Source organism: Cupriavidus sp. 10L45, from assembly GCF_056395225.1.
Map to the genome: position 1 here is coordinate 79250 of NZ_JBFTJC010000010.1, position 17077 is coordinate 96326.

Annotated in this window: 16 protein-coding genes; 5 read left to right on the forward strand and 11 right to left on the reverse strand. The window is 67.3% G+C overall.

All coding sequences use genetic code 11. The annotated features are described in order from the left end of the window. Positions 1-6: 6 nt before the first annotated feature. Positions 7-981, forward strand: a complete 975-nt coding sequence (locus tag AC1DFU_RS18665; protein ID WP_092298656.1) for an MDR/zinc-dependent alcohol dehydrogenase-like family protein — start codon at positions 7-9, stop codon at positions 979-981. A gap of 53 nt (positions 982-1034) precedes the next feature. On the opposite strand, the gene AC1DFU_RS18670 is transcribed toward AC1DFU_RS18665, so the two are convergent. Together AC1DFU_RS18670 and AC1DFU_RS18675 are read right to left on the reverse strand one after the other, a co-directional pair. Further along, entirely contained in the window at positions 1035-1976 is a 942-nt protein-coding gene (locus AC1DFU_RS18670) for a recombination-associated protein RdgC (protein ID WP_441592228.1), read from the reverse strand. 220 nt (positions 1977-2196) lie between these two features. Next, positions 2197-2796, reverse strand: coding sequence for a BPSL1445 family SYLF domain-containing lipoprotein (locus AC1DFU_RS18675; RefSeq protein ID WP_092298659.1), 600 nt, complete (start codon positions 2794-2796; stop codon positions 2197-2199). 185 nt (positions 2797-2981) lie between these two features. On the opposite strand from AC1DFU_RS18675, the gene AC1DFU_RS18680 reads away from it, so the two are divergent. After that, entirely contained in the window at positions 2982-3419 is a 438-nt protein-coding gene (locus AC1DFU_RS18680; protein ID WP_255370931.1) for a hypothetical protein, read from the forward strand. Positions 3420-3460: 41 nt separating this feature from the next. Here AC1DFU_RS18680 and AC1DFU_RS18685 read toward each other — a convergent pair whose 3' ends face one another. Together AC1DFU_RS18685 and AC1DFU_RS18690 are read right to left on the reverse strand one after the other, a co-directional pair. Then, positions 3461-4294, reverse strand: coding sequence for an aldo/keto reductase (locus AC1DFU_RS18685; RefSeq protein WP_092298661.1), 834 nt, complete (start codon positions 4292-4294; stop codon positions 3461-3463). A gap of 103 nt (positions 4295-4397) precedes the next feature. Then, on the reverse strand, positions 4398-4796 hold the full coding sequence (locus AC1DFU_RS18690) for a tautomerase family protein (RefSeq protein ID WP_092298663.1): 399 nt from the start codon (positions 4794-4796) through the stop codon (positions 4398-4400). A 169-nt stretch (positions 4797-4965) separates the two neighbouring features. Here AC1DFU_RS18690 and AC1DFU_RS18695 point away from each other — a divergent pair, with 169 nt between their 5' ends. Continuing rightward, positions 4966-5856: a LysR family transcriptional regulator gene (locus AC1DFU_RS18695; RefSeq protein ID WP_092298665.1), complete on the forward strand. Its 891-nt coding sequence runs from the start codon at positions 4966-4968 to the stop codon at positions 5854-5856. A 152-nt stretch (positions 5857-6008) separates the two neighbouring features. Beyond that, on the forward strand, positions 6009-8129 hold the full coding sequence (locus AC1DFU_RS18700; protein ID WP_092298667.1) for a TonB-dependent receptor: 2121 nt from the start codon (positions 6009-6011) through the stop codon (positions 8127-8129). A gap of 94 nt (positions 8130-8223) precedes the next feature. Here AC1DFU_RS18700 and AC1DFU_RS18705 read toward each other — a convergent pair whose 3' ends face one another. Further along, positions 8224-9198, reverse strand: coding sequence for a Bug family tripartite tricarboxylate transporter substrate binding protein (locus tag AC1DFU_RS18705; RefSeq protein WP_441592231.1), 975 nt, complete (start codon positions 9196-9198; stop codon positions 8224-8226). A gap of 198 nt (positions 9199-9396) precedes the next feature. Next, a complete protein-coding gene (locus tag AC1DFU_RS18710; protein WP_092298671.1) occupies positions 9397-9861 on the reverse strand; it encodes a DUF2147 domain-containing protein in 465 nt (154 codons plus the stop codon). A 1562-nt stretch (positions 9862-11423) separates the two neighbouring features. On the opposite strand from AC1DFU_RS18710, the gene AC1DFU_RS18715 reads away from it, so the two are divergent. Next, positions 11424-12062 (forward strand): histone H1-like DNA-binding protein, encoded by a 639-nt coding sequence (locus AC1DFU_RS18715; protein ID WP_092298675.1) that lies wholly within the window; start codon positions 11424-11426, stop codon positions 12060-12062. A gap of 225 nt (positions 12063-12287) precedes the next feature. On the opposite strand, the gene AC1DFU_RS18720 is transcribed toward AC1DFU_RS18715, so the two are convergent. From AC1DFU_RS18720 to prmA, 5 genes are all read right to left on the reverse strand, one after another. Beyond that, positions 12288-12767 (reverse strand): outer membrane lipoprotein, encoded by a 480-nt coding sequence (locus AC1DFU_RS18720; RefSeq protein WP_369823518.1) that lies wholly within the window; start codon positions 12765-12767, stop codon positions 12288-12290. Positions 12768-12864: 97 nt separating this feature from the next. Beyond that, entirely contained in the window at positions 12865-13812 is a 948-nt protein-coding gene (locus tag AC1DFU_RS18725) for a carbohydrate kinase family protein (RefSeq protein WP_092298678.1), read from the reverse strand. Positions 13813-13923: 111 nt separating this feature from the next. Further along, the gene (gene tpx, locus AC1DFU_RS18730; protein ID WP_092298681.1) at positions 13924-14424 is read right to left on the reverse strand and encodes a thiol peroxidase; all 501 of its coding nucleotides are present in this window, start codon (positions 14422-14424) and stop codon (positions 13924-13926) included. 76 nt (positions 14425-14500) lie between these two features. Further along, on the reverse strand, positions 14501-16114 hold the full coding sequence (locus AC1DFU_RS18735) for a DUF3426 domain-containing protein (protein WP_092298684.1): 1614 nt from the start codon (positions 16112-16114) through the stop codon (positions 14501-14503). A gap of 9 nt (positions 16115-16123) precedes the next feature. Then, a complete protein-coding gene (prmA, locus tag AC1DFU_RS18740; protein ID WP_441592235.1) occupies positions 16124-17047 on the reverse strand; it encodes a 50S ribosomal protein L11 methyltransferase in 924 nt (307 codons plus the stop codon). Positions 17048-17077 lie beyond the last annotated feature (30 nt).

The following is a 17077-nucleotide window of genomic DNA, read 5'->3' on the forward strand; positions in this document are numbered from 1 at the left end:
TTTCCGATGCAAGCCGTGGTTCTGCACCACCTGGGCGATATTCCGCGCTTCGAGTCCTTCCCCGACCCCGACACCACGCACTGCGAGCGGCTGGTGGGGGTGAGCGCCGCCGCCATCCATGCGATCGACCGGCAGGCCGCCGCCGGGATGCACGCCAGCAGCCCGCTCACGCTGCCGGTGGTGTGCGGGGTGGATGGCGTCGGTCATACGGCCGGCGGCGAGCGCGTCTATTTCAGCGCCACGCGGCGGCCGTTCGGCGCGATGGCCGAGTTCGCGCCGGCGGACTGGGTCGTGCCGCTGCCGGACGGCTTGCCGGGCGAGTTCGCGGCGGCGCTGGTGCGGCCGGCGCTGATGGCGTGGCTGCCGCTGGCGCACCGCGCCGAACTGGAGCCCGGCGAGACGGTGATGGTGCTTGGCGCCACCACGGCGGCCGGGCGCATGGCGGTTCAGGCGGCGCGGCTGCTCGGCGCCAGGCGGGTCATCGCCGCCGGGCACCGCCAGGAGGCGCTGGCCACCCTGGAGGTGGATGCGATGATCGACCTGCGCCTGTCACGCAACGCGCTCGAACACACGTTCTCGGCCTATGCGGAGGAGGGGATCGACGTGATCCTGGACTACATCTGGGGGGAGCCGGTGGAGTTGCTGGCGGCCGCGCTGGCCCGCTCGGACCACGTCGTGCCGTCTCCCGACGACCGCGGCGTGCGGCTGGTCTCGGTGGCCGAGCGGCCCGGGGGCGACATCGTGCTGCCCGCCCAGTCGCTGCGCGAGTCGCGGCTCCGGCTGATGGGCTACGGGCCGTCCAGCTACCCGCCGCTGGACTATGTGCAGGCGTACGTGGAGGACATCCTCATGTACGCGCTGGATGGCGACCTGCGCCTCGACGTGGAGACCCTGCCGATGGCCGAGGTGGCCGAGGCATGGGAGCGGGCGGGGCGGCAGGACCGGCGCATCGTGCTCACGCTGGACGAGCGCGAGGCATGAGGGCCAGCGCCGCCGCCCGGGGCGGGCGGGGGCCTTCCGGTCCTTCCGGGCCGTCAGGCAGCCTTGCGGACCTCGGGCTGGCTGGCGGCGCTGCCGTCGGCCTTGCGCTCGCCGCCGAGCGCGTCGGTCAGGTCGCGCAGCAGGCCGGCCAGTTCGCCCGCCATCAGCGCGAAATCGGCGTCGAAGCGCTCGGCTTCGTCATGCAGCGTGCCGTCGGCCTGTTCCTTGATCACGTCCAGCGGCGCCACGCGCTTGACCGCCAGGTTCTCGGTCAGCACGAAGGACACGCGGTCGTTCCAGGTCATGGCCAGCCGCGTGCAGCGCTTGCCGGCGGCGATATGGCGGCGCAGGTCCTCGGGGTCGAGCGGATGGCGCACGTAACGCACCGTGGCCTTGGATTCGGCGCTCGATTGCAGCTCGATTTCCTGGTCGACGGTGAACCCGGCGGGCGCGGTGTCAGTGGACAGCCATTCGGTCATGGCCGCCACCGGCGACTGGTTCACGTGCAGGCCCGCCACCGGCAGCGGATCGATGGCTTTGAACAGCATGCCGCGCACTTCATCGGCCTTGGCCGTGGCGGCGGCGTCGATGGCCAGCCAGCCGTTCACGGGATCGATCCAGACGCGGGTGTCGCGGCGGATGCTGAAGGCGCGCGGCAGCAGTTCCTCGGTGATCTGTTCCTTCAGTTCCTTGATCTGCTTGCGGCCCGGCTTGAAGCCCTGCTGCTCTTCCAGCTCGGTGGCGCGCGCCTTGGTCACCTGATTGACCACGGTGGCCGGCAGCAGCTTCTTTTCGGTACGGAGCACCAGCAGCATCTGCTTGTTGACGCAGTGCACAAGCTGGCCGTTGTCGCGCGGAGATGCCCAGCCCTGGGTTTGCGGTTCCAGGCTGGTGCCGGGGAAGAAGGCGTGTTTCGCCAGGCTGGCCTCTACGTCTTCGGCGCTGAGGGTCCACGGGGCGGTGAAGCGATGAATCTGGAGATTCTTAAACCACATGAGTATTCGGCCACGAGAACGGAAAGGGTCGAATTCTATCTGGTTGAGCGGGCGGTGCCGAGAAATGGCGGGAAATGGGGCGGGAAATGGGGCGGGAAATGGGGCGGCAAGAAAAAGGCGCGCACGGCGCGGAGGTCACGCTCTCCGCGTCAGTGCGCGCCATGCCGCCGGGCCAAGCCGGCGGTGCCGGTGCGGATCGCAATGCGAATGCAAAGCGATCTCAAATATCGAGCTTCGAGATCTTGGTGCCTTCGAGGCTCAGGCCGGCCATCAGACCCGCGTTGGTCATGGCGAAGCCGACAATCGGATGCTGGGCCGTATTGGTGTCCAGCTGCCCGTTGGCGCCGATGGTGGCCAGTGCCACGGTGGCGTCGGCGCCGACCTGCCATCCATTGCTGCGCACGAACTTGTCGTACGAATCCTGCGTCAGGAACATCAGCACGAACGCCTTGGATTGCGCGCCGATCTGCCAGCCGATGGACCCCGAGATGGCGCGGTAGTAGCCGCGATTGGCGCCGCCGGAGCGCAGCACCCCATCGCCATACTCGCCGCCCACCACGAAGCCTGCCGACAGCAGTTTCGGGAAAACCAGGATGCCGCGTGCCTTGTTGCCAAGGTCCTGCGACCCCTTGACCGTGGAATACAGCCGATTCAGCGTGTCCGTGGCGCCGGCGTCAATCTCGCGCCGTTTGGCGGTCTTGTCGCCCGAATCGCCCGGGCCCGTGGTAGTACAGCCGGCGAGCGAAAGCGCGCCAAGGGACAGACCGGAAACCGTGACAAGACCGGCACCGCCAGCGGACAGGAAGGTTCGACGTTTCATTATTTCCTCCAGGAGGGTGGTGTGTTGCAACCGCCTCTAAAGCATAGGCGTCAAGCGCACATTGTTAAATGCGATTTTGTCTGACACTGGGCAGGAGAGACTCTGACACGCGGGCTGACATACTTTCTTGCAAATGCGCCAGCGCACTTTAGGAACCGCCCGCCCGTGCGGACGGTCTGTCGACCATGAAAAAGACATTCGCCCCCCTCTCTCCCTTGATTTCCTTCGGCGCGATCGTGCCCGTGGTGCTGCTGGCGGCGTGCGCGTCCCCGGCCTCCGTGGAGACCCCGAGCCAGAAGCAAGAAGTCGCCACGCTGAACTCAGGCTGGCAGGCCGAGCGCGCCAAGTACATGGAATGCGTGCAGGACAAGGCCGACGACGGCGCGAAGGGCAAGGGCACCTCGAAGGATGTGGCCGCCGGCGCCCTCGACGCCTGCAAGGCGCAGCTCGGCGTGATGCACGACGCCTTCCAGTCCTATCTCTCGGCCCAGATGAGTTCGGCGCACGGCCAGACCAGCGCCCGGCAGGCGGCTGACCGCGTGACCACCGACACCCGCGAGAAGGCGCGCACCTACCTCACGCGCTACGTGGAGGTGGAGCGCTACAAGTCCGGCCAGCGCTGATCGCCGGGTCGGACGCTCCCATCCCCTATATATATATATAGTCAGAGCATCGCCAGCGGCTCGGCCCGGCGTGGCGGCGGAAACAGCTTGTCGAGTTCGGCAAGCTGTTCTGATGTCAGGGGGTGCTCCAGCGCGCCGAGGTTCTCGCGCAGGCGGTCGCGGCTGCCGGTCTTGGGAATGGCGATGATGTCGTCCGAGGCCAGCAGCCAGGCCAGCGCCGCCTGGGCCGGCGTCATGCCGTGCGCCTTGGCAAAGCGCTGGAGCCCTGCATGGCGCAGCAGCCGGGCCTGCTCGATCGGGGAATAGGCCATGACCGGCACGCCGCGTGCACGCTGCCATGGCAACAAATCGAATTCGATGCCGCGCCGGCTCAGGTTGTAGAGCAGCTGGTTCGCCGCCACCTCGTCGCCGCCCGGCACCTCCCACAGCTCTTCCATATCGGACAGGTCCAGGTTGCTGACGCCGAAATGTCGGATCTTGCCGGCCTCGCGCAGCGCCAGGAACGCCGCCATGGTCTCCTCGAGCGGCACGCCGCCGCGCCAGTGCAGCAGGTAGAGGTCGAGCCGGTCGGTACCCAGCCGGCGCAGGCTGCGCTCGCACGCGGCCACCACGCCCTCGTGGCTGGCGTTGTGCGGGTAGACCTTGCTGACGAGGAACACCTCGTCGCGCCGGCCCGCGATGGCCTCGCCGATCAGCGATTCGGACAACCCCTCGCCATACATTTCAGCGGTGTCGATCAGCCGCAGCCCGAGGTCCAGCCCGAGCCGCAGCGTGGCGATTTCCTCGGCCCGCGTGTTGCGGTGATCGCCGATATTCCAGGTACCCATGCCCAGCGCGGGCACGCGCTCGCCGCCGGGCAGCGTGACGGTCTTCATCGATTGGCTCCGGTGTCATGAGGCGGCGTGCCGGCCACGCCGCGCTCCATCACACTAGTTAACATTGCCGGCCGGCACAAGGTGGCCGGCGCGGCGGAGCCACTCAACCGTGCTGGTGCCGGTATTCCTGGCTCAGTCCGCCATAGCCGTAGGCGGCCGCGCGGGCGTCGATGACGTGGATATACGACACCTTGTTCACATCGCCAATCACCTCGGAGAGCGCGGCGAACGTCTCCTTCAGGTACAGCGCCTTCTCGGCCTTGGTGTTGGTTTCGTCGGTCACGCTGATGTCGAGCTGGAAGGCGTTGCGGCCGTCGCTGCGGTCGGACAGCGCCTTGCCGCCGATGATCCATTGCTCGCGCGGCAGGTAGCCCACCGTGACGGCGATGACGTTCTCTTCCTTGCGCAGGATGCGCTGGGTCAGCTCGGCCACGGTGGCTGCGGCGCGGCGGGTCAGTTCGGCGTCGGGCTGGCCGGAGATCTGGAGGTTGATGTGGGGCATGGCTGGCTCCTTGTTCTGGATGGTGCGAACCGGAAATCGGTGTCGTGGAAACTATCGTAGTGGTCGCCGTTACATCGGAAAAGCAGGAATTTGCGATACCATCCATCGGTAACACCGAATCATAAAAATGCGAGATAGTGGGGTGTGACCAGGGACGGGAGCAGGCGCCATGCGGGGATTCGAGACCGATCAGTTGAAGACTTTCGTGACGGTGGCCGACAGCGGCAGCCTGTCTGCGGCGGCGCCGCGCCTGTTCCTGTCGCAGTCGTCGGTCAGCGAGCAGTTGCGCAAGCTGGAGGAGCGCGCGGGCGTGCCGCTGCTCACGCGCGGCAAGAAGGGCGCGGCGGTCACGCCGGCCGGTGCGCGGCTGCTGGAATACGCGCGCCGCATCCTCTCGCTGAACGACATGGCGATGCAGGAACTGCGCGGCCGCACGCTCGACGGCGAACTGCGGCTTGCCGTGACCGATTACTTCCGGCCGGGCGAGATTGCCGGCATGCTGCGCCGTCTGCGAGACCGCTATCCGTATCTGAAACTGCACGTCACGGTGATGAAGAGCGCCGCGATCGAGGCCGCCGCTGACTTGGACACCTTCGACATCGGCCTCAGCATGCGGCTGATCCGCGCAACGCGCGCCGAACGGTCAGAGCGCGGCGATCGTGCCGGCACGCTGTTGCGGCGCGAAGGGCTGGCCTGGGTGGCCGCGCCGGAGATCGCCGAATCGCCGCAGCCCACGCTGCCACTGGTGCTACTGCCCGACACCTGCTCGATGCACCAGTTCGTGGTGCAACTGCTCATGCGCCGCAAGCGCGCGTTCGACATCGCCCACTCGGCGTCCGGCGTGGCAGGGCTGCACCTGGCGCTGGCGGCGGGGCTTGGCGTGTCCTGCCTCAATGCGTCGGCCATCGGGCCGGGCGTGACGCCGCTCGATACCGCCGCCGTCTCGCGCTGGCGCCTGCCGGCACTGCCCGATGCCGAGTTCTACCTGCTGCCCGCCCGGCGCGGCGAGAGCGAATTCATCGGCGAAGCGCGCCTCGCGCTGAGCGAGCAGTTCGGCTGACGGCTGTTATCGTTCGACGTAAATGCGCCGCAAGCGGCGCAAATATGTCTGACTTTGCATATTCTTCGCGTGATGCGTTGACCTCGCGTCCCCCCAGTAAATGATAATGCGTCGCATTTTCGTAAAAATATTACAACGCATTACAGGGAAATATGAGTCAAAAGCCACATGCGGTGCGGACTGCCGTCCTCGCACTGTTCGCTGCCCACGCCTTGCCTGCCGGCATCGCCCACGCACAGTCGGAAACCCCCGCGCCCGCGCCGCAGGAGCTGCCTGCGGTCACCGTCAAGGCGGACGTCAGCCGGGAGCTTGGCGCCGGCTACAACCCGCCCAACGCGGTCAGCGCCACGCGTACCGAGGCGCCGCTGCGCGACATTCCGCAGACCGTCAACGTGGTCACCAGCGAGGTCATGCAGGACCAGCATGCCAACTCGATGCAGGACGTTCTCAAGAACGTGCCGGGTGTGAGCTTTTCCACCGGCGACGGCCAGCGTGACCAAGTGTCGATCCGTGGCTTCTCGGCCATCGCCGACCAGTTCGTGGACGGCATCCGTGACGACGCGCTGTACTTCCGCGACCTCTCCAACGTCGACCGCGTGGAAGTCATCAAGGGCCCGGCCGCCGTGCTGTATGGCCGGGGCTCGTCCGGCGGCCTGATCAACCGCGTGACCAAGAAGCCGGGCATCGACGTGGCCGACTTCAGCTTCAGCTACGGCTCGTGGGCCGACAAGCGGGCCGAAGTCGACGTCGGCAAGGTGTTCGGCAACGGCGCCGCGGCGTTCCGCCTGACCGGCGCGCTGGAGGATGCCGACAGCTACCGCTCGCAGCAATTCCTGCGCCGCTCGGCGATCGCGCCGTCGCTGGAGCTGCGCCTCGCGCCCCAGACCACGGTGTTGCTGCAGGCCGATTACCTCGAGGACAAGCGCGTTACCGACTTCGGCATTCCGGCGTACCGGGGCCGTCCGGTGAACGTGCGGCCCTCCACCTACTACGGCGCGGCCAACGCGCGCGATGTGGATACCTCGGAGTCGCGCGTGTACTCGGGCACGGCCACGATCAACCATCGCTTCAATGAGAACTGGTCGATCCGCAACGCCACGCGCTACTACCATTACTCGCTCGACCGTAACAACACGCTGTCCGGCACGGTCAACGAGGTGGCCCAGACCGTGTCGTTCAATCGTTCCAATGTGTATCGCGAAGAACACGGCTGGTTCAACCAGACCGACCTGACGCAGAAGGCCACGCTCTTCGGGATGCAGCACGAACTGCTCTACGGGGTGGAAGTCGGCCAGCAGAACAAGGACCTGGTCAACTACTCGCGCAACAACGTGGCCACGGTGAACCTGTTCAACCCGGTGCTGCCCGTGCTGCCGCTGCTGGTGGGCGGCACGCCATCGGCCAACAACCTCGGCATCTTCAAGACGCTCGGCCTGTACACGCAGGACATGATGACGCTGACCGAGCACTGGAAGGCGCTGGTGGGCGTGCGCTACGACCGCTTCGAGCAGGAGACCATCGAGCGCCGGCCGGGCCAGCCCAACCTGGCGCGCACCGACAACAACTGGAGCCCGCGCGCGGGGCTGGTGTGGCAGCCGTCGAAGGTGCAGTCCTACTACCTGTCGTGGAGCAAGTCGTTCCAGCCGTCGGGCGAGAACTTCTCGTTGGCCGCCAACAACGCCGAACTGGCACCGGAGACCACCAACAATACCGAGTTGGGCGCCAAGTACGACTTCCTGGACGGCAAGGCCAGCACCACGGTGTCGGTGTTCCGGCTCGAGCGCAGCAATATCAAGGTGGCGAATGCCACCGGCACGGCCCTGATGCCGATTGGCGAGCAGCGCACCGACGGCGTGGAGCTGAGCGGCGCCGCCGAGCTGGGGCAGGGCTGGAAGGTGCTGGCCGGCTATGCCTACCTGGATGCCACGGTGACGAAGTCGACCGCCGCGCTGGAAGGCAAGCGCGCCACGCTGACGCCGCGCCACTCGGGCAACCTATGGCTGACCAAGTCGCTCGGACATGGCTTTGGCGTGGGTGGCGGCCTGAACCTCGTCGGCGCGCGCATGGCCGATCCGGCCAACACGGTCACGCTGCCCGGCTATGTCACGGCCGACATGATGGCCTGGTACCGCCGGGGCCCGTTCGAGGCCCAGCTCAATGTCTACAACCTCTTCAACCAGGGCTACATCGTCTCCGCGCACGGTTCGAGTCCGAACCTGAACATGCCCGGCGCGCCGCGTAGCGTGGTGGCCACGCTGCGGTACCGGATGTAAGCGGTGCCGGCCTCGCTGGCATAGCAGAAAAACGAAAACGGCCCGTCGATGCGGGCCGTTATCTCGTCACAGCGTCGTCACAGCGTTGTAATCGTTACTCGGCGGTCATGTGCGCGTTCTTCGCCAGGCGACCGAGCCGCTCGCGCTCGGCATGGATGAACGCGACGAAGCTCTCCACCGAGCCGCCCGCCGGCTCGATGCCGTTTGGCAGCAGCCGCTCGCGGATCTCCGGCGTCTGCATGCCGGCGGTCAGCTCCGCATTCAGCCGCTTGATGATCGCCGGATCCGTGCCCTTCGGCGCGAAGATGCCGGCCCAATGGCCGATCCGCACCTCGGGCAGGCCCTGCTCGGCCGTGGTGGGGATGTTGGGCGCGGCAGCCATGCGCTTGTCCCAGGTTGCGCCCAGCGCCTTGAGCTTGCCGGCCTTGATCTGTGGCAATACCACCACGCTGGCCTCCGAAGTCGCCGCCACCTGGCCGCCGATCACCGCCGTGATGCTCTCCGAGCCGCTCTTGTACGGCACCACGGTCAGCTGCGCGCCCTTCTCCTTGAGCATCTCCTCGACGAAGTGGGGCGTGCTGCCGCTGCCGGCGGTGGCGAACGGCGCGCCACCCTGCTTCTTCGAGTACTCGATCAGATCCTTGAGGTTGTTCACCGGCAGCGACGGCGACGCGACGATGACCGACGGGCTGACCGCGATCAGCCCAACCGGCACGAGGTCATCGGGCGCATACGGCATCTTCGTGCGAATCAGGCTGTTGGTGACCGTGCCCACGGCGCCCACCAGGAAGGTGTAGCCGTCCGGCTTGCTCTTGGCGACGTAGTCCGCGCCGACCACGCCGCCGGCGCCCGGCCGGTTCTCGATCACCACGGGCTGGCCGATCCGCTTGCTCACCGCTTCGGCCCCCGCGCGAGCGACGAGGTCGTTGGCGCCGCCTGCCGTGAACGGCACGACGAACTTGATCACGTGGTTGGGCCAGGCGTCGGCGGCATGGGCCGGGGCGGTGCCGCACAGCGCGGCGGTGGCGAGGGCGAGGGCCATCGCCCCGCCATGGATGGGGATACGCATGCTTGTCTCCGGTATCTGTTGTGGTGTGTACCAACGTCGATGGTACCGAATGCGGCTGTCAATTGCCTGACGGCGGATCAGCGCAGCGGGGAGGGCGGCCGGCGCCCGGGGCGGGCGGCGGCGCTATTCATGCTGTGCACAGTGTGACGGCAAGGAGGGAGAGGAGGGCGAGGACGGCGTGCGGGAACCGATGACCGGTCAATGATCGCGTTCCCAGGTCTGGGTGCGGCCGATCAGGCTGATGCCGATGAAGCCGCGCACGTTGAGCTTCTTGCCGTCGTCCGCCAGCGCCATCTTGCACTTGTAAAGCTTGCCGGTCTCGGGGTCGAGGATCTCGCCGCCGGTGTACTCGTTGTCGCCCGTCTTGCGCAGGCCCGTCAGCAGCGTCATGCCGATGACCGGCTGGTCCTTGCGGGCGTCGGTGCACTTGTCGCAGACCTTGGGTTTGCTCTCGGCGGTCTCCACCAGGCTCTTCACGAGGCGCCCGCTGTAGACGCCGTCCTTCTCGGTGATCTCGATCACGCCGCGCGGCTTGCCGGTGGCGTCGTCGATGGTCTTCCACGTGCCGGCCGGCGTGGCCTGCGCGAGCGCCACGGCGCTGGCGGCGAAGGCGGCCGCGAACACGGTGGCGCGCAGCAGCGTGCGTGGGAGGGAAATGCGCATGAGGGTCTCCTGGTTCAGTGTGTCGGGATGGTGCGAAGGTGTCGCGACGCCAATCTACTGGCGCGCGCGCCGCACCGCAATCACCACTGCGCGTTTGCGTACGCACCAGCGGTGCGCCGCCGTCCCCCGCAATCGACCGCCGTACGGGGGTTTGCGGGATTATGCCGTGCAGCATGCGACGCCGCGCGGCGGGGCCGAAGCATTCCTCTAAGGGGAACTCCGGGGTCGTCCGGGCGCCTGCGGACGCTCGGCCGGTACCTCATCGACACCCCATCGGCACGCTGTGTTCTCTGACCACGCAGCGCTGTGTCGCACGCACGCGGTGCGACGCTGCATCGGGTGTGTCGCGGGTGGTGTCGCGCGCTGTCGAAGCGATGCCGGCGCGTGTCGATGACGTGTCGAAGCGTGTCCAAACATCGTCATCGCATCGAGCAGGGTGACAAACCGTTGCGTTGACGCATCACTCTTTCGTCGTACTCGCGCAACTGTCGGATCGACGCACGGCGGTGTCGGCGCATGTCCGACGCGATGACATCGAACCCTCGCGCATCGATGCGCGTGAAGCGTGCCGAGCGAGTGCCGGAGCGTCGCCGTGCGAGGCCATCGCGGCGTGCGCGTGCGCGGCCAGCATGCCGTGGCGAGGCACCGTGCGCATTACATGCCATCGCCGTGAAAGCCAACATCCATGCGGCTTTCCGGTGGATCACGCGGCGCGCCGCCGTGCGTGATGACGGCGCGTTCGGCAGCCTTCGACAGTGTGCGATCGAGGGCGGCGAGGTGTCACGCGAGGCTGTGCGACGCAGTGCGCGACGCCATCGAATCGACGCGCATCGACCTCGCGGAGGAACTTCGGAAGGCGTGTGGAAGTCGAGATGAACAAGCGTGTCGATGATGCTGTCATCGCGATGCGTGAGCGAAGTAGATCGACTCGCTCGCGCACGCAAGTTTTTTTGCACTTTTTTCTTAACATCATCGAACAAACGAATTATGATTCGCCTTGACAAGAGTCTCAGTTCATTGCATCGACGTATCGCAGCGACAAGCAACAAGCAGAAGCAACGATGATGGCGATGACTCGATGCAGTGAATGCGGGTAGCCGAGGAGCACCAGAACTTTGACGCAGACCAAGCCGAACCGGCTTCTCAAAACGCGTGCAGTCTCCTGTAGCCCAGTGACGGGATGGGCGAGCTACCCCCGAATGATTGCCGTCTGCCGTGCGCGAGGCCATGCCCGCACCGCAGGCCTGCTGACCGATATCTCCTCTTTCCTGGTCGTGCGCCGACGTAACGGGCGGCGCGGGCCAATCGAATATTCCAGGGCGCGGCATGCCCCGGACACCCGCCTGCAGGCTGGCTTTGCCGCCCGCGGGGGTCCGTTGCGCTGCCGCTTGAACGCCGCGTGTCGCGGCATCCCTGTCACCGAATTCATTAGCGTGCGACCGAAGCTGTGCCGTGCGCCGATGAATCGCTCGCTCGACTGGAGTCACGCGGTATCGCGCTTCGGGTCGGTCGGGTCGCCATCCTAGGTCATTCGATATTTCACGCTAGTGAAGGAGTTATCCATGGCAACTGCTGCAAAGAAAAAGCCGGCGGCTAAGAAAGCCGCCAAGCCGGCCGCCAAGAAGGCCGTCGTGAAGAAGGTCGCCGCCAAGAAGGCTGCTCCGGCCGCCAAGAAGGCTGCTGCCAAGAAGGTTGCAACGAAGAAGGTTGCTGCCAAGAAGGTAGCCGCCAAGAAGGCACCGGCAAAGAAGGCCGCTGTGAAGAAGGTAGCCGCCAAGAAGGTTGCAACGAAGAAGGTTGCAGCCAAGAAGGTAGTCGCCAAGAAGGCAGCCCCGGCCAAGAAGGCCGCGGTCAAGAAGGTAGCCGCCAAGAAGGCCCCGGCCAAGAAGGCCGTTGCCGCCAAGAAGCCGGCCGCCAAGAAGGCTGTAGCCAAGAAGGCCGCTCCGGCCAAGAAGGCTGCACCGGCCAAGAAGGCTGCTGCTGCGAAGAAGCCGGCTGCTGCGAAGAAGCCTGCTGCTGCCAAGAAGCCTGCTGCTGCGAAGAAGCCGGCTGCCAAGAAGGCTGCTGCGAAGAAGCCGGCTGCCAAGAAGGCGCCTGCTGCCAAGCCTGCCGCGGCTCCTGCCGTTGCACCCGCTGCTGCTGCAAAGACCGCGCTGAACCCGGCTGCGGCCTGGCCGTTCCCGACGGGTACCCGTCCGTAATCGCTTCGCCTCGTGCGAACGATCACAACTGGGAAGCGCCAGGGCACGCATCGCGTGCCGCACTGACCGGATACCTCGTATCCGGTCCGCAAGACAGCTGTCTTGCCGACCCGCCGATGGCATTCGCCCGGCGGGTTTTTTATCGCCCAAAGAAAAACGCCGCGGCCCGGAGGCGCGCGGCGTTGGGGTCGGGCACGGTGTGCCCGGTCCGGGTGCGTGGTGCGATCAGTGGGTCACGCGCGTCACGCCGCCCGAGGACAGCAGGCGCACGCGCTCGCCGGGTCGGAACGCCTCGTCGGCTTCCTGGGTGATGGCGCGCATCTCGCCGTTGTCGAGCTTCACCGTGATCTCCAGGCCGCGACGCTGCTGGATCTTGTTCTCCGCCGCGCTGCCGGCCAGGCCGCCGATCACTGCGCCCAGCAGGCCCGCCGCAATCGCGCCGTTGCCGCCGCCGATGGTGCTGCCCGCCGCGATGCCGCCGATGGCGCCACCGGCCAGCGTGCCCGCGCCGGTCTGCCCGCCCTGGATCAGCACCTCGCGTACGCCCTCCACCACGCCGTAGCGCACGGTCTGCTCACGCTGGGCCTGGCCCGAGGTGTAGACGCTGTTGGAGTTCGACCAGCTGGCGCAGCCCGAGACCAGGCTTGCCGCCACCAGGACGGCCACGCCGCCGGTGCGGACGATGTTCGGCACGATGTTTCTCATGATTGACTTCCTTCCCGTAAAGACCCGCGCTCCGCGATGTCGGCGGATGCCGGCCGGGCGCCGCCGCCTTGTGGGCACGGCGCCGGCAGCGTCCGGCTTACGCGTAGCGGTAACCGAATGCGGACTGGAACCGGTTGCCGATGTCCTCGCGCGAGAGCCAGTGGTTCTGCGGCCCCTGGCGGGCGATCTTGAGCGCGCCCATGAGCGAGGCGAGGCGGCCGGTGGTTTCCCAGTCCAACCCGTTTTCGATGCCGTAGAGCAGGCCGCCGCGGAAGGCGTCGCCGCAACCGGTGGGGTCGACGACCTGTTCGGCGGGCACGGCCGGAATGGCGTACTGCTGGCCATCGGCAAAGATGCTGGCGCCGCGCTCGCCGTGCGTCACGATGAACGCGCGAACCTTGGCGGCAACCTCGGCGCTGGTCCAGGCCGTGCGGGACAGCAGGACCTGCGCTTCGTAGTCATTGACCGTCACGTAGCTGGCGAGTTCAATGAACTGGCGCAGGTCTTCGCCGTTGAACAGGGGCATGGCCTGACCCAGATCAAAGATGAACGGAATGCCGGCTTCGGCGAACTGCTGCGCGTGGTGCAGCATGCCCTCGCGGCTGTCCGGCGCCACGATGCCAAGGGCGGGCTGGCGGCCGGCCGTCAGCGCATCCTGCACGCTGTTCAGCTGCGACTGGCTCATCGCGCCCGGGTGGAAGGCGGTGATCTGGTTGTTGTCGAGATCGGTCGTGATCATCGCCTGCGCGGTGAAGGTGCCCGGCAGCGTGCGGATGTGATCCGTGACGATGTCGAGTTTGCGCAGGTAGTCCAGGTACGGGCCGGCGTCCTCGCCCACGGTGCCCATCACCACTGGCTCGCCGCCGAGCATCTTGAGCGTGTAGGCGATGTTGCCGGCGCAGCCGCCAAACTCTCGCCGCATGCCCGGCACCAGGAACGACACGTTCAGCATGTGGATCTGGTCGGGCAGGATGTGTTCGCGGAAGCGCCCGTCGAACGTCATGATGGTGTCGTAGGCAACGGAGCCACAGATCAAGCTGGCCATTCTTCCTCGCAATCGAATACGGATGATACGGTTGAAAAAGACGCCGCCCGTGCGGAGACGGGCGGCGTTCGTACTTGTCAGATACCGGTGATGCCGAAGGCCTCCGGCAGCTTACTTCAACGCGGCCAGGGCGGCGTCGTAGTTCGGTTCTTGCTTGATCTCGGGCACGAGTTCGCTGTACTTCACAGCGTTGTTTTCGTCGAGCACGACCACGGCGCGTGCGGCCACGCCGGCCAGCGGGCCGGTCTTGATGTCCACGCCATAGGCGTTCTTGAACTCGGCGCCACGCATGGTCGAGAGCGGCACCACGTTGGCCAGGCCTTCGGCCGTGCAGAAGCGGCCCATGGCGAACGGCAGGTCGGCCGAGATGGTCAGCACCACGGTGTTGTCCAGCGTGCTGGCAGCTTCATTGAACTTGCGGGCGGATGCCTGGCACACCGGCGTATCCAGGCTCGGCACGATGTTCAGCACCTTGCGCTTGCCGGCGAAGTCGGCCAGCTTCACATCCTTCAGGTCCTTGCCCACGAGGGAAAAGTCGGGGGCCTTGTCGCCTGCCTGGGGAAACTTGCCGCCAACTTCGATGGCGTTGCCGCCGAGGGTCACATTGCTCATGGTCACTCCTGTACTGGGATGGGATGTTCGTCCGCGCTGCCCGGTGCGAACCGGCGGCGCGGCGGGGCGCTGGATATCAGGGGTAGAAGATCAGCACGCGGTAGTTGGCCGCCGTCTGGTCTGTCCGGAATCGTACCCGAACCGGCAGCTCGCTGCCCGCGCGCAGGCCCAGCGTTGCGAAGGCACGCTGCGCGGGCTCGAGGTATTCGGTCGGTTGCAGCACGCGGCGCAGCAGCAACTGGTCTTGCAGGTCGGTCATCACCAGTTCGATCGCGGGCAGCGCGGTAGTGGCGCGGCCCTGGTTACGCATGGTGACGGCGAGCTGGTAAACATCGGTTGCCTCGTCCTGTTTCTGAAGCTGGGAGCTGTCGATGCGCAGCGCTTCGAGGTCGCGCCAGGGCGGCACCTCGCAGCCAAGTGGCGCACAGGCGGCCTCGAGCAGCGGACGCAGCACCGGCACGCGGCCGGCCAGCTGGCTGCGGCCGAGGTAGGCGCCCTGCAGCAGCGCGCCGATGGCCAGCAGCACCACGGCGATGCGCACCCAGACGCGCTTGCTGACAGGCACGACCACCTTGGCGCGTGCCGGGCGCGCGCGTTCGCGGTCACGCGCGTGGCGCAGGAAATCGGGGGCGAAGACCGGGCCCGGCGATACCTCGCGGCGGATCCAGTGGCGCGTGGTGGATTCGCGTGCGATGGCATCGGGCGTGCCCTCGCGCGACGTATCGAGCGCATTGGCGCTGGCCGACGCGACATCGTCCTCCCCTTCACGCGCGAATTCCTCGGCCGGCGCCACGGTGGGATCGGCGGCACGCAGGTATTCGCTCGCGCTGCGTACCGGCTCGGTATGCGGGAAGGGGTTGGTCGGCGGCAGCGACTCGGCCGCCTCCGGCGTGGGGCTGGGGGATGGACTCGAGGACGGCACCGGCGGCCACGCGGCCCTGGCGCTGTACGCGCCGGACGGCGGCGGGCTGGCCGACGCCGGGGCGAATGCCGCAGCGGGGTCGAGTGACGAGTGCGCCGGCACGGCCGGGGCGGGTGCCGCCGGGGCAGGGGGAGGTTCGCCAAAGGCCGAATGATCGAGGGTCGGCCAGGGTGCCGACGGCGCGACAGGCGCGGGCGCTGCGGCTTCCTCTATGGGCTCGGGCTCGGGTTCGGGTTCCGGCTCGGGCGCAACTTCCGCCACGGGCGCCGGTTCCGGTTCTGGCACAACCACCGGTTCCGGCTCGACTTCGTTCTCATGTTCCGGCGCCAGACCCAGTTCCACTTCCGGCTGCGGCGCCGGTGGCGCCTCGGGTGCTGGCTCTTGCCGTACCGGCGGCTGCTCGGCCTCCGGCATCATCATGGTCGGCGAATCGAGCGCCGGCACGTCATAGCCGGGATCGAAGCCCGGATCGAACGGCGTTTCCTGCGCATGGGCACGCGCGTTGGCCTGGGCCTGCTCGGCATGGGCCAGCGCAGCGGCCACGCTCGGGCCGGCAGTCGTTGACACCGTCGTCGGCACCGGCGCAGGCGTCGGCGCGGCAGCCGAGGCGGCCGGTACCGGCACTTCAATCAGGTGTTCGCGCGCGTCGAAGACGGTATCGCACTGTCCGCAACGGACCAGGCCCTGGCGCAGGCGCAACTGGTCCGCCACAAGCCGGAACGCGGTGCGGCAGGCCGGACAACGCGTGACAAGCTTGGCGGCAGCCATGGTGTCGAATCAGGAAGGGTTGGCGGAGGAGCTGGCGGCGTCGGCGCGGGTGCCGTGCAGGCAGACCCAGCCTTCCTCGCTGCGCCAGACCGACATGGCCAGCCAGGGCGCATAGGCGGCGGCCACTTCGTCCGCCTGCCGTTCCAGCACGCCCGAGAGGATCAGCCGGCCGCCCGGGCGCACGCGCGCACTGAGCATGGCCGCCATCAGCTTGAGCGGATTGGAGAGGATATTGGCCACCACGAGGTTGTAGGTGGCGTCTGATACGGAATCCGGCAGCGCGAAAGTGGCCGCCACCTGGTTGCGTTCCGCGTTGTAGCGCGACGCCTCCACGGCATTCGGATCGATGTCGATGCCGAGCGTATCGCCCGCACCGAGTTTCTTGGCGACGATGGCCAGGATGCCCGAGCCGCAGCCGTAATCGAGCACGGTCTCGCCGGCCCGCACGTTCTGCTCGAGCCACTGCATGCACAGCCGCGTGGTCGGATGGCTGCCCGTGCCGAAGGCCAGGCCGGGGTCCAGCTCCAGCACCACGGCGTCCGGCTCCGGGGCGTCGTGCCACGACGGCACCACCCAGAGCCGTTCGCCGATGCGGATCGGCGCGAACTGCGACTGGGTCAGGCGCACCCAGTCCTGGTCTTCCACCGCGCGCAACGCGAAGTCCGGCACCGGATCGACATTCAGCGCGTTGGCGGCCGCAGCCACCACGAGCGCCGGGTCGGTCTCGTCGTCGAACAGGGCCACCACGCGCGAGCGGTTCCAGGCCAGCCGCGTCGGCTCGAGCCCGGGCTCGCCGAACAGCGGCTGCTCATCGGGCGTGTCGGCATCGGCGTCTTCCACCGAGACCGACAGCGCGCCGAGGTCGAACAATGCGTCGGACCAGGCCTCGGCCTGCTCCTGCGCAATTTCGATCACACATTCCTGGAAAGCCACGTGATTCCTTGCTGCGACGATGCCGGCCGA

Coding starts and splice junctions, on each gene's coding strand:
- AC1DFU_RS18670 (WP_441592228.1), bottom strand. CDS start 1,976: ATGTGGTTTAAGAATCTCCAGATTCATCGCTTCACCGCCCCGTGGACC.
- AC1DFU_RS18690 (WP_092298663.1), bottom strand. CDS start 4,796: ATGCCCCACATCAACCTCCAGATCTCCGGCCAGCCCGACGCCGAACTG.
- AC1DFU_RS18675 (WP_092298659.1), bottom strand. CDS start 2,796: ATGAAACGTCGAACCTTCCTGTCCGCTGGCGGTGCCGGTCTTGTCACG.
- AC1DFU_RS18720 (WP_369823518.1), bottom strand. CDS start 12,767: ATGAGAAACATCGTGCCGAACATCGTCCGCACCGGCGGCGTGGCCGTC.
- AC1DFU_RS18715 (WP_092298675.1), top strand. CDS start 11,424: ATGGCAACTGCTGCAAAGAAAAAGCCGGCGGCTAAGAAAGCCGCCAAG.
- AC1DFU_RS18680 (WP_255370931.1), top strand. CDS start 2,982: ATGAAAAAGACATTCGCCCCCCTCTCTCCCTTGATTTCCTTCGGCGCG.
- AC1DFU_RS18725 (WP_092298678.1), bottom strand. CDS start 13,812: ATGGCCAGCTTGATCTGTGGCTCCGTTGCCTACGACACCATCATGACG.
- tpx (WP_092298681.1), bottom strand. CDS start 14,424: ATGAGCAATGTGACCCTCGGCGGCAACGCCATCGAAGTTGGCGGCAAG.
- AC1DFU_RS18695 (WP_092298665.1), top strand. CDS start 4,966: ATGCGGGGATTCGAGACCGATCAGTTGAAGACTTTCGTGACGGTGGCC.
- AC1DFU_RS18735 (WP_092298684.1), bottom strand. CDS start 16,114: ATGGCTGCCGCCAAGCTTGTCACGCGTTGTCCGGCCTGCCGCACCGCG.
- AC1DFU_RS18685 (WP_092298661.1), bottom strand. CDS start 4,294: ATGAAGACCGTCACGCTGCCCGGCGGCGAGCGCGTGCCCGCGCTGGGC.
- AC1DFU_RS18665 (WP_092298656.1), top strand. CDS start 7: ATGCAAGCCGTGGTTCTGCACCACCTGGGCGATATTCCGCGCTTCGAG.
- AC1DFU_RS18710 (WP_092298671.1), bottom strand. CDS start 9,861: ATGCGCATTTCCCTCCCACGCACGCTGCTGCGCGCCACCGTGTTCGCG.
- AC1DFU_RS18705 (WP_441592231.1), bottom strand. CDS start 9,198: ATGCGTATCCCCATCCATGGCGGGGCGATGGCCCTCGCCCTCGCCACC.
- AC1DFU_RS18700 (WP_092298667.1), top strand. CDS start 6,009: ATGAGTCAAAAGCCACATGCGGTGCGGACTGCCGTCCTCGCACTGTTC.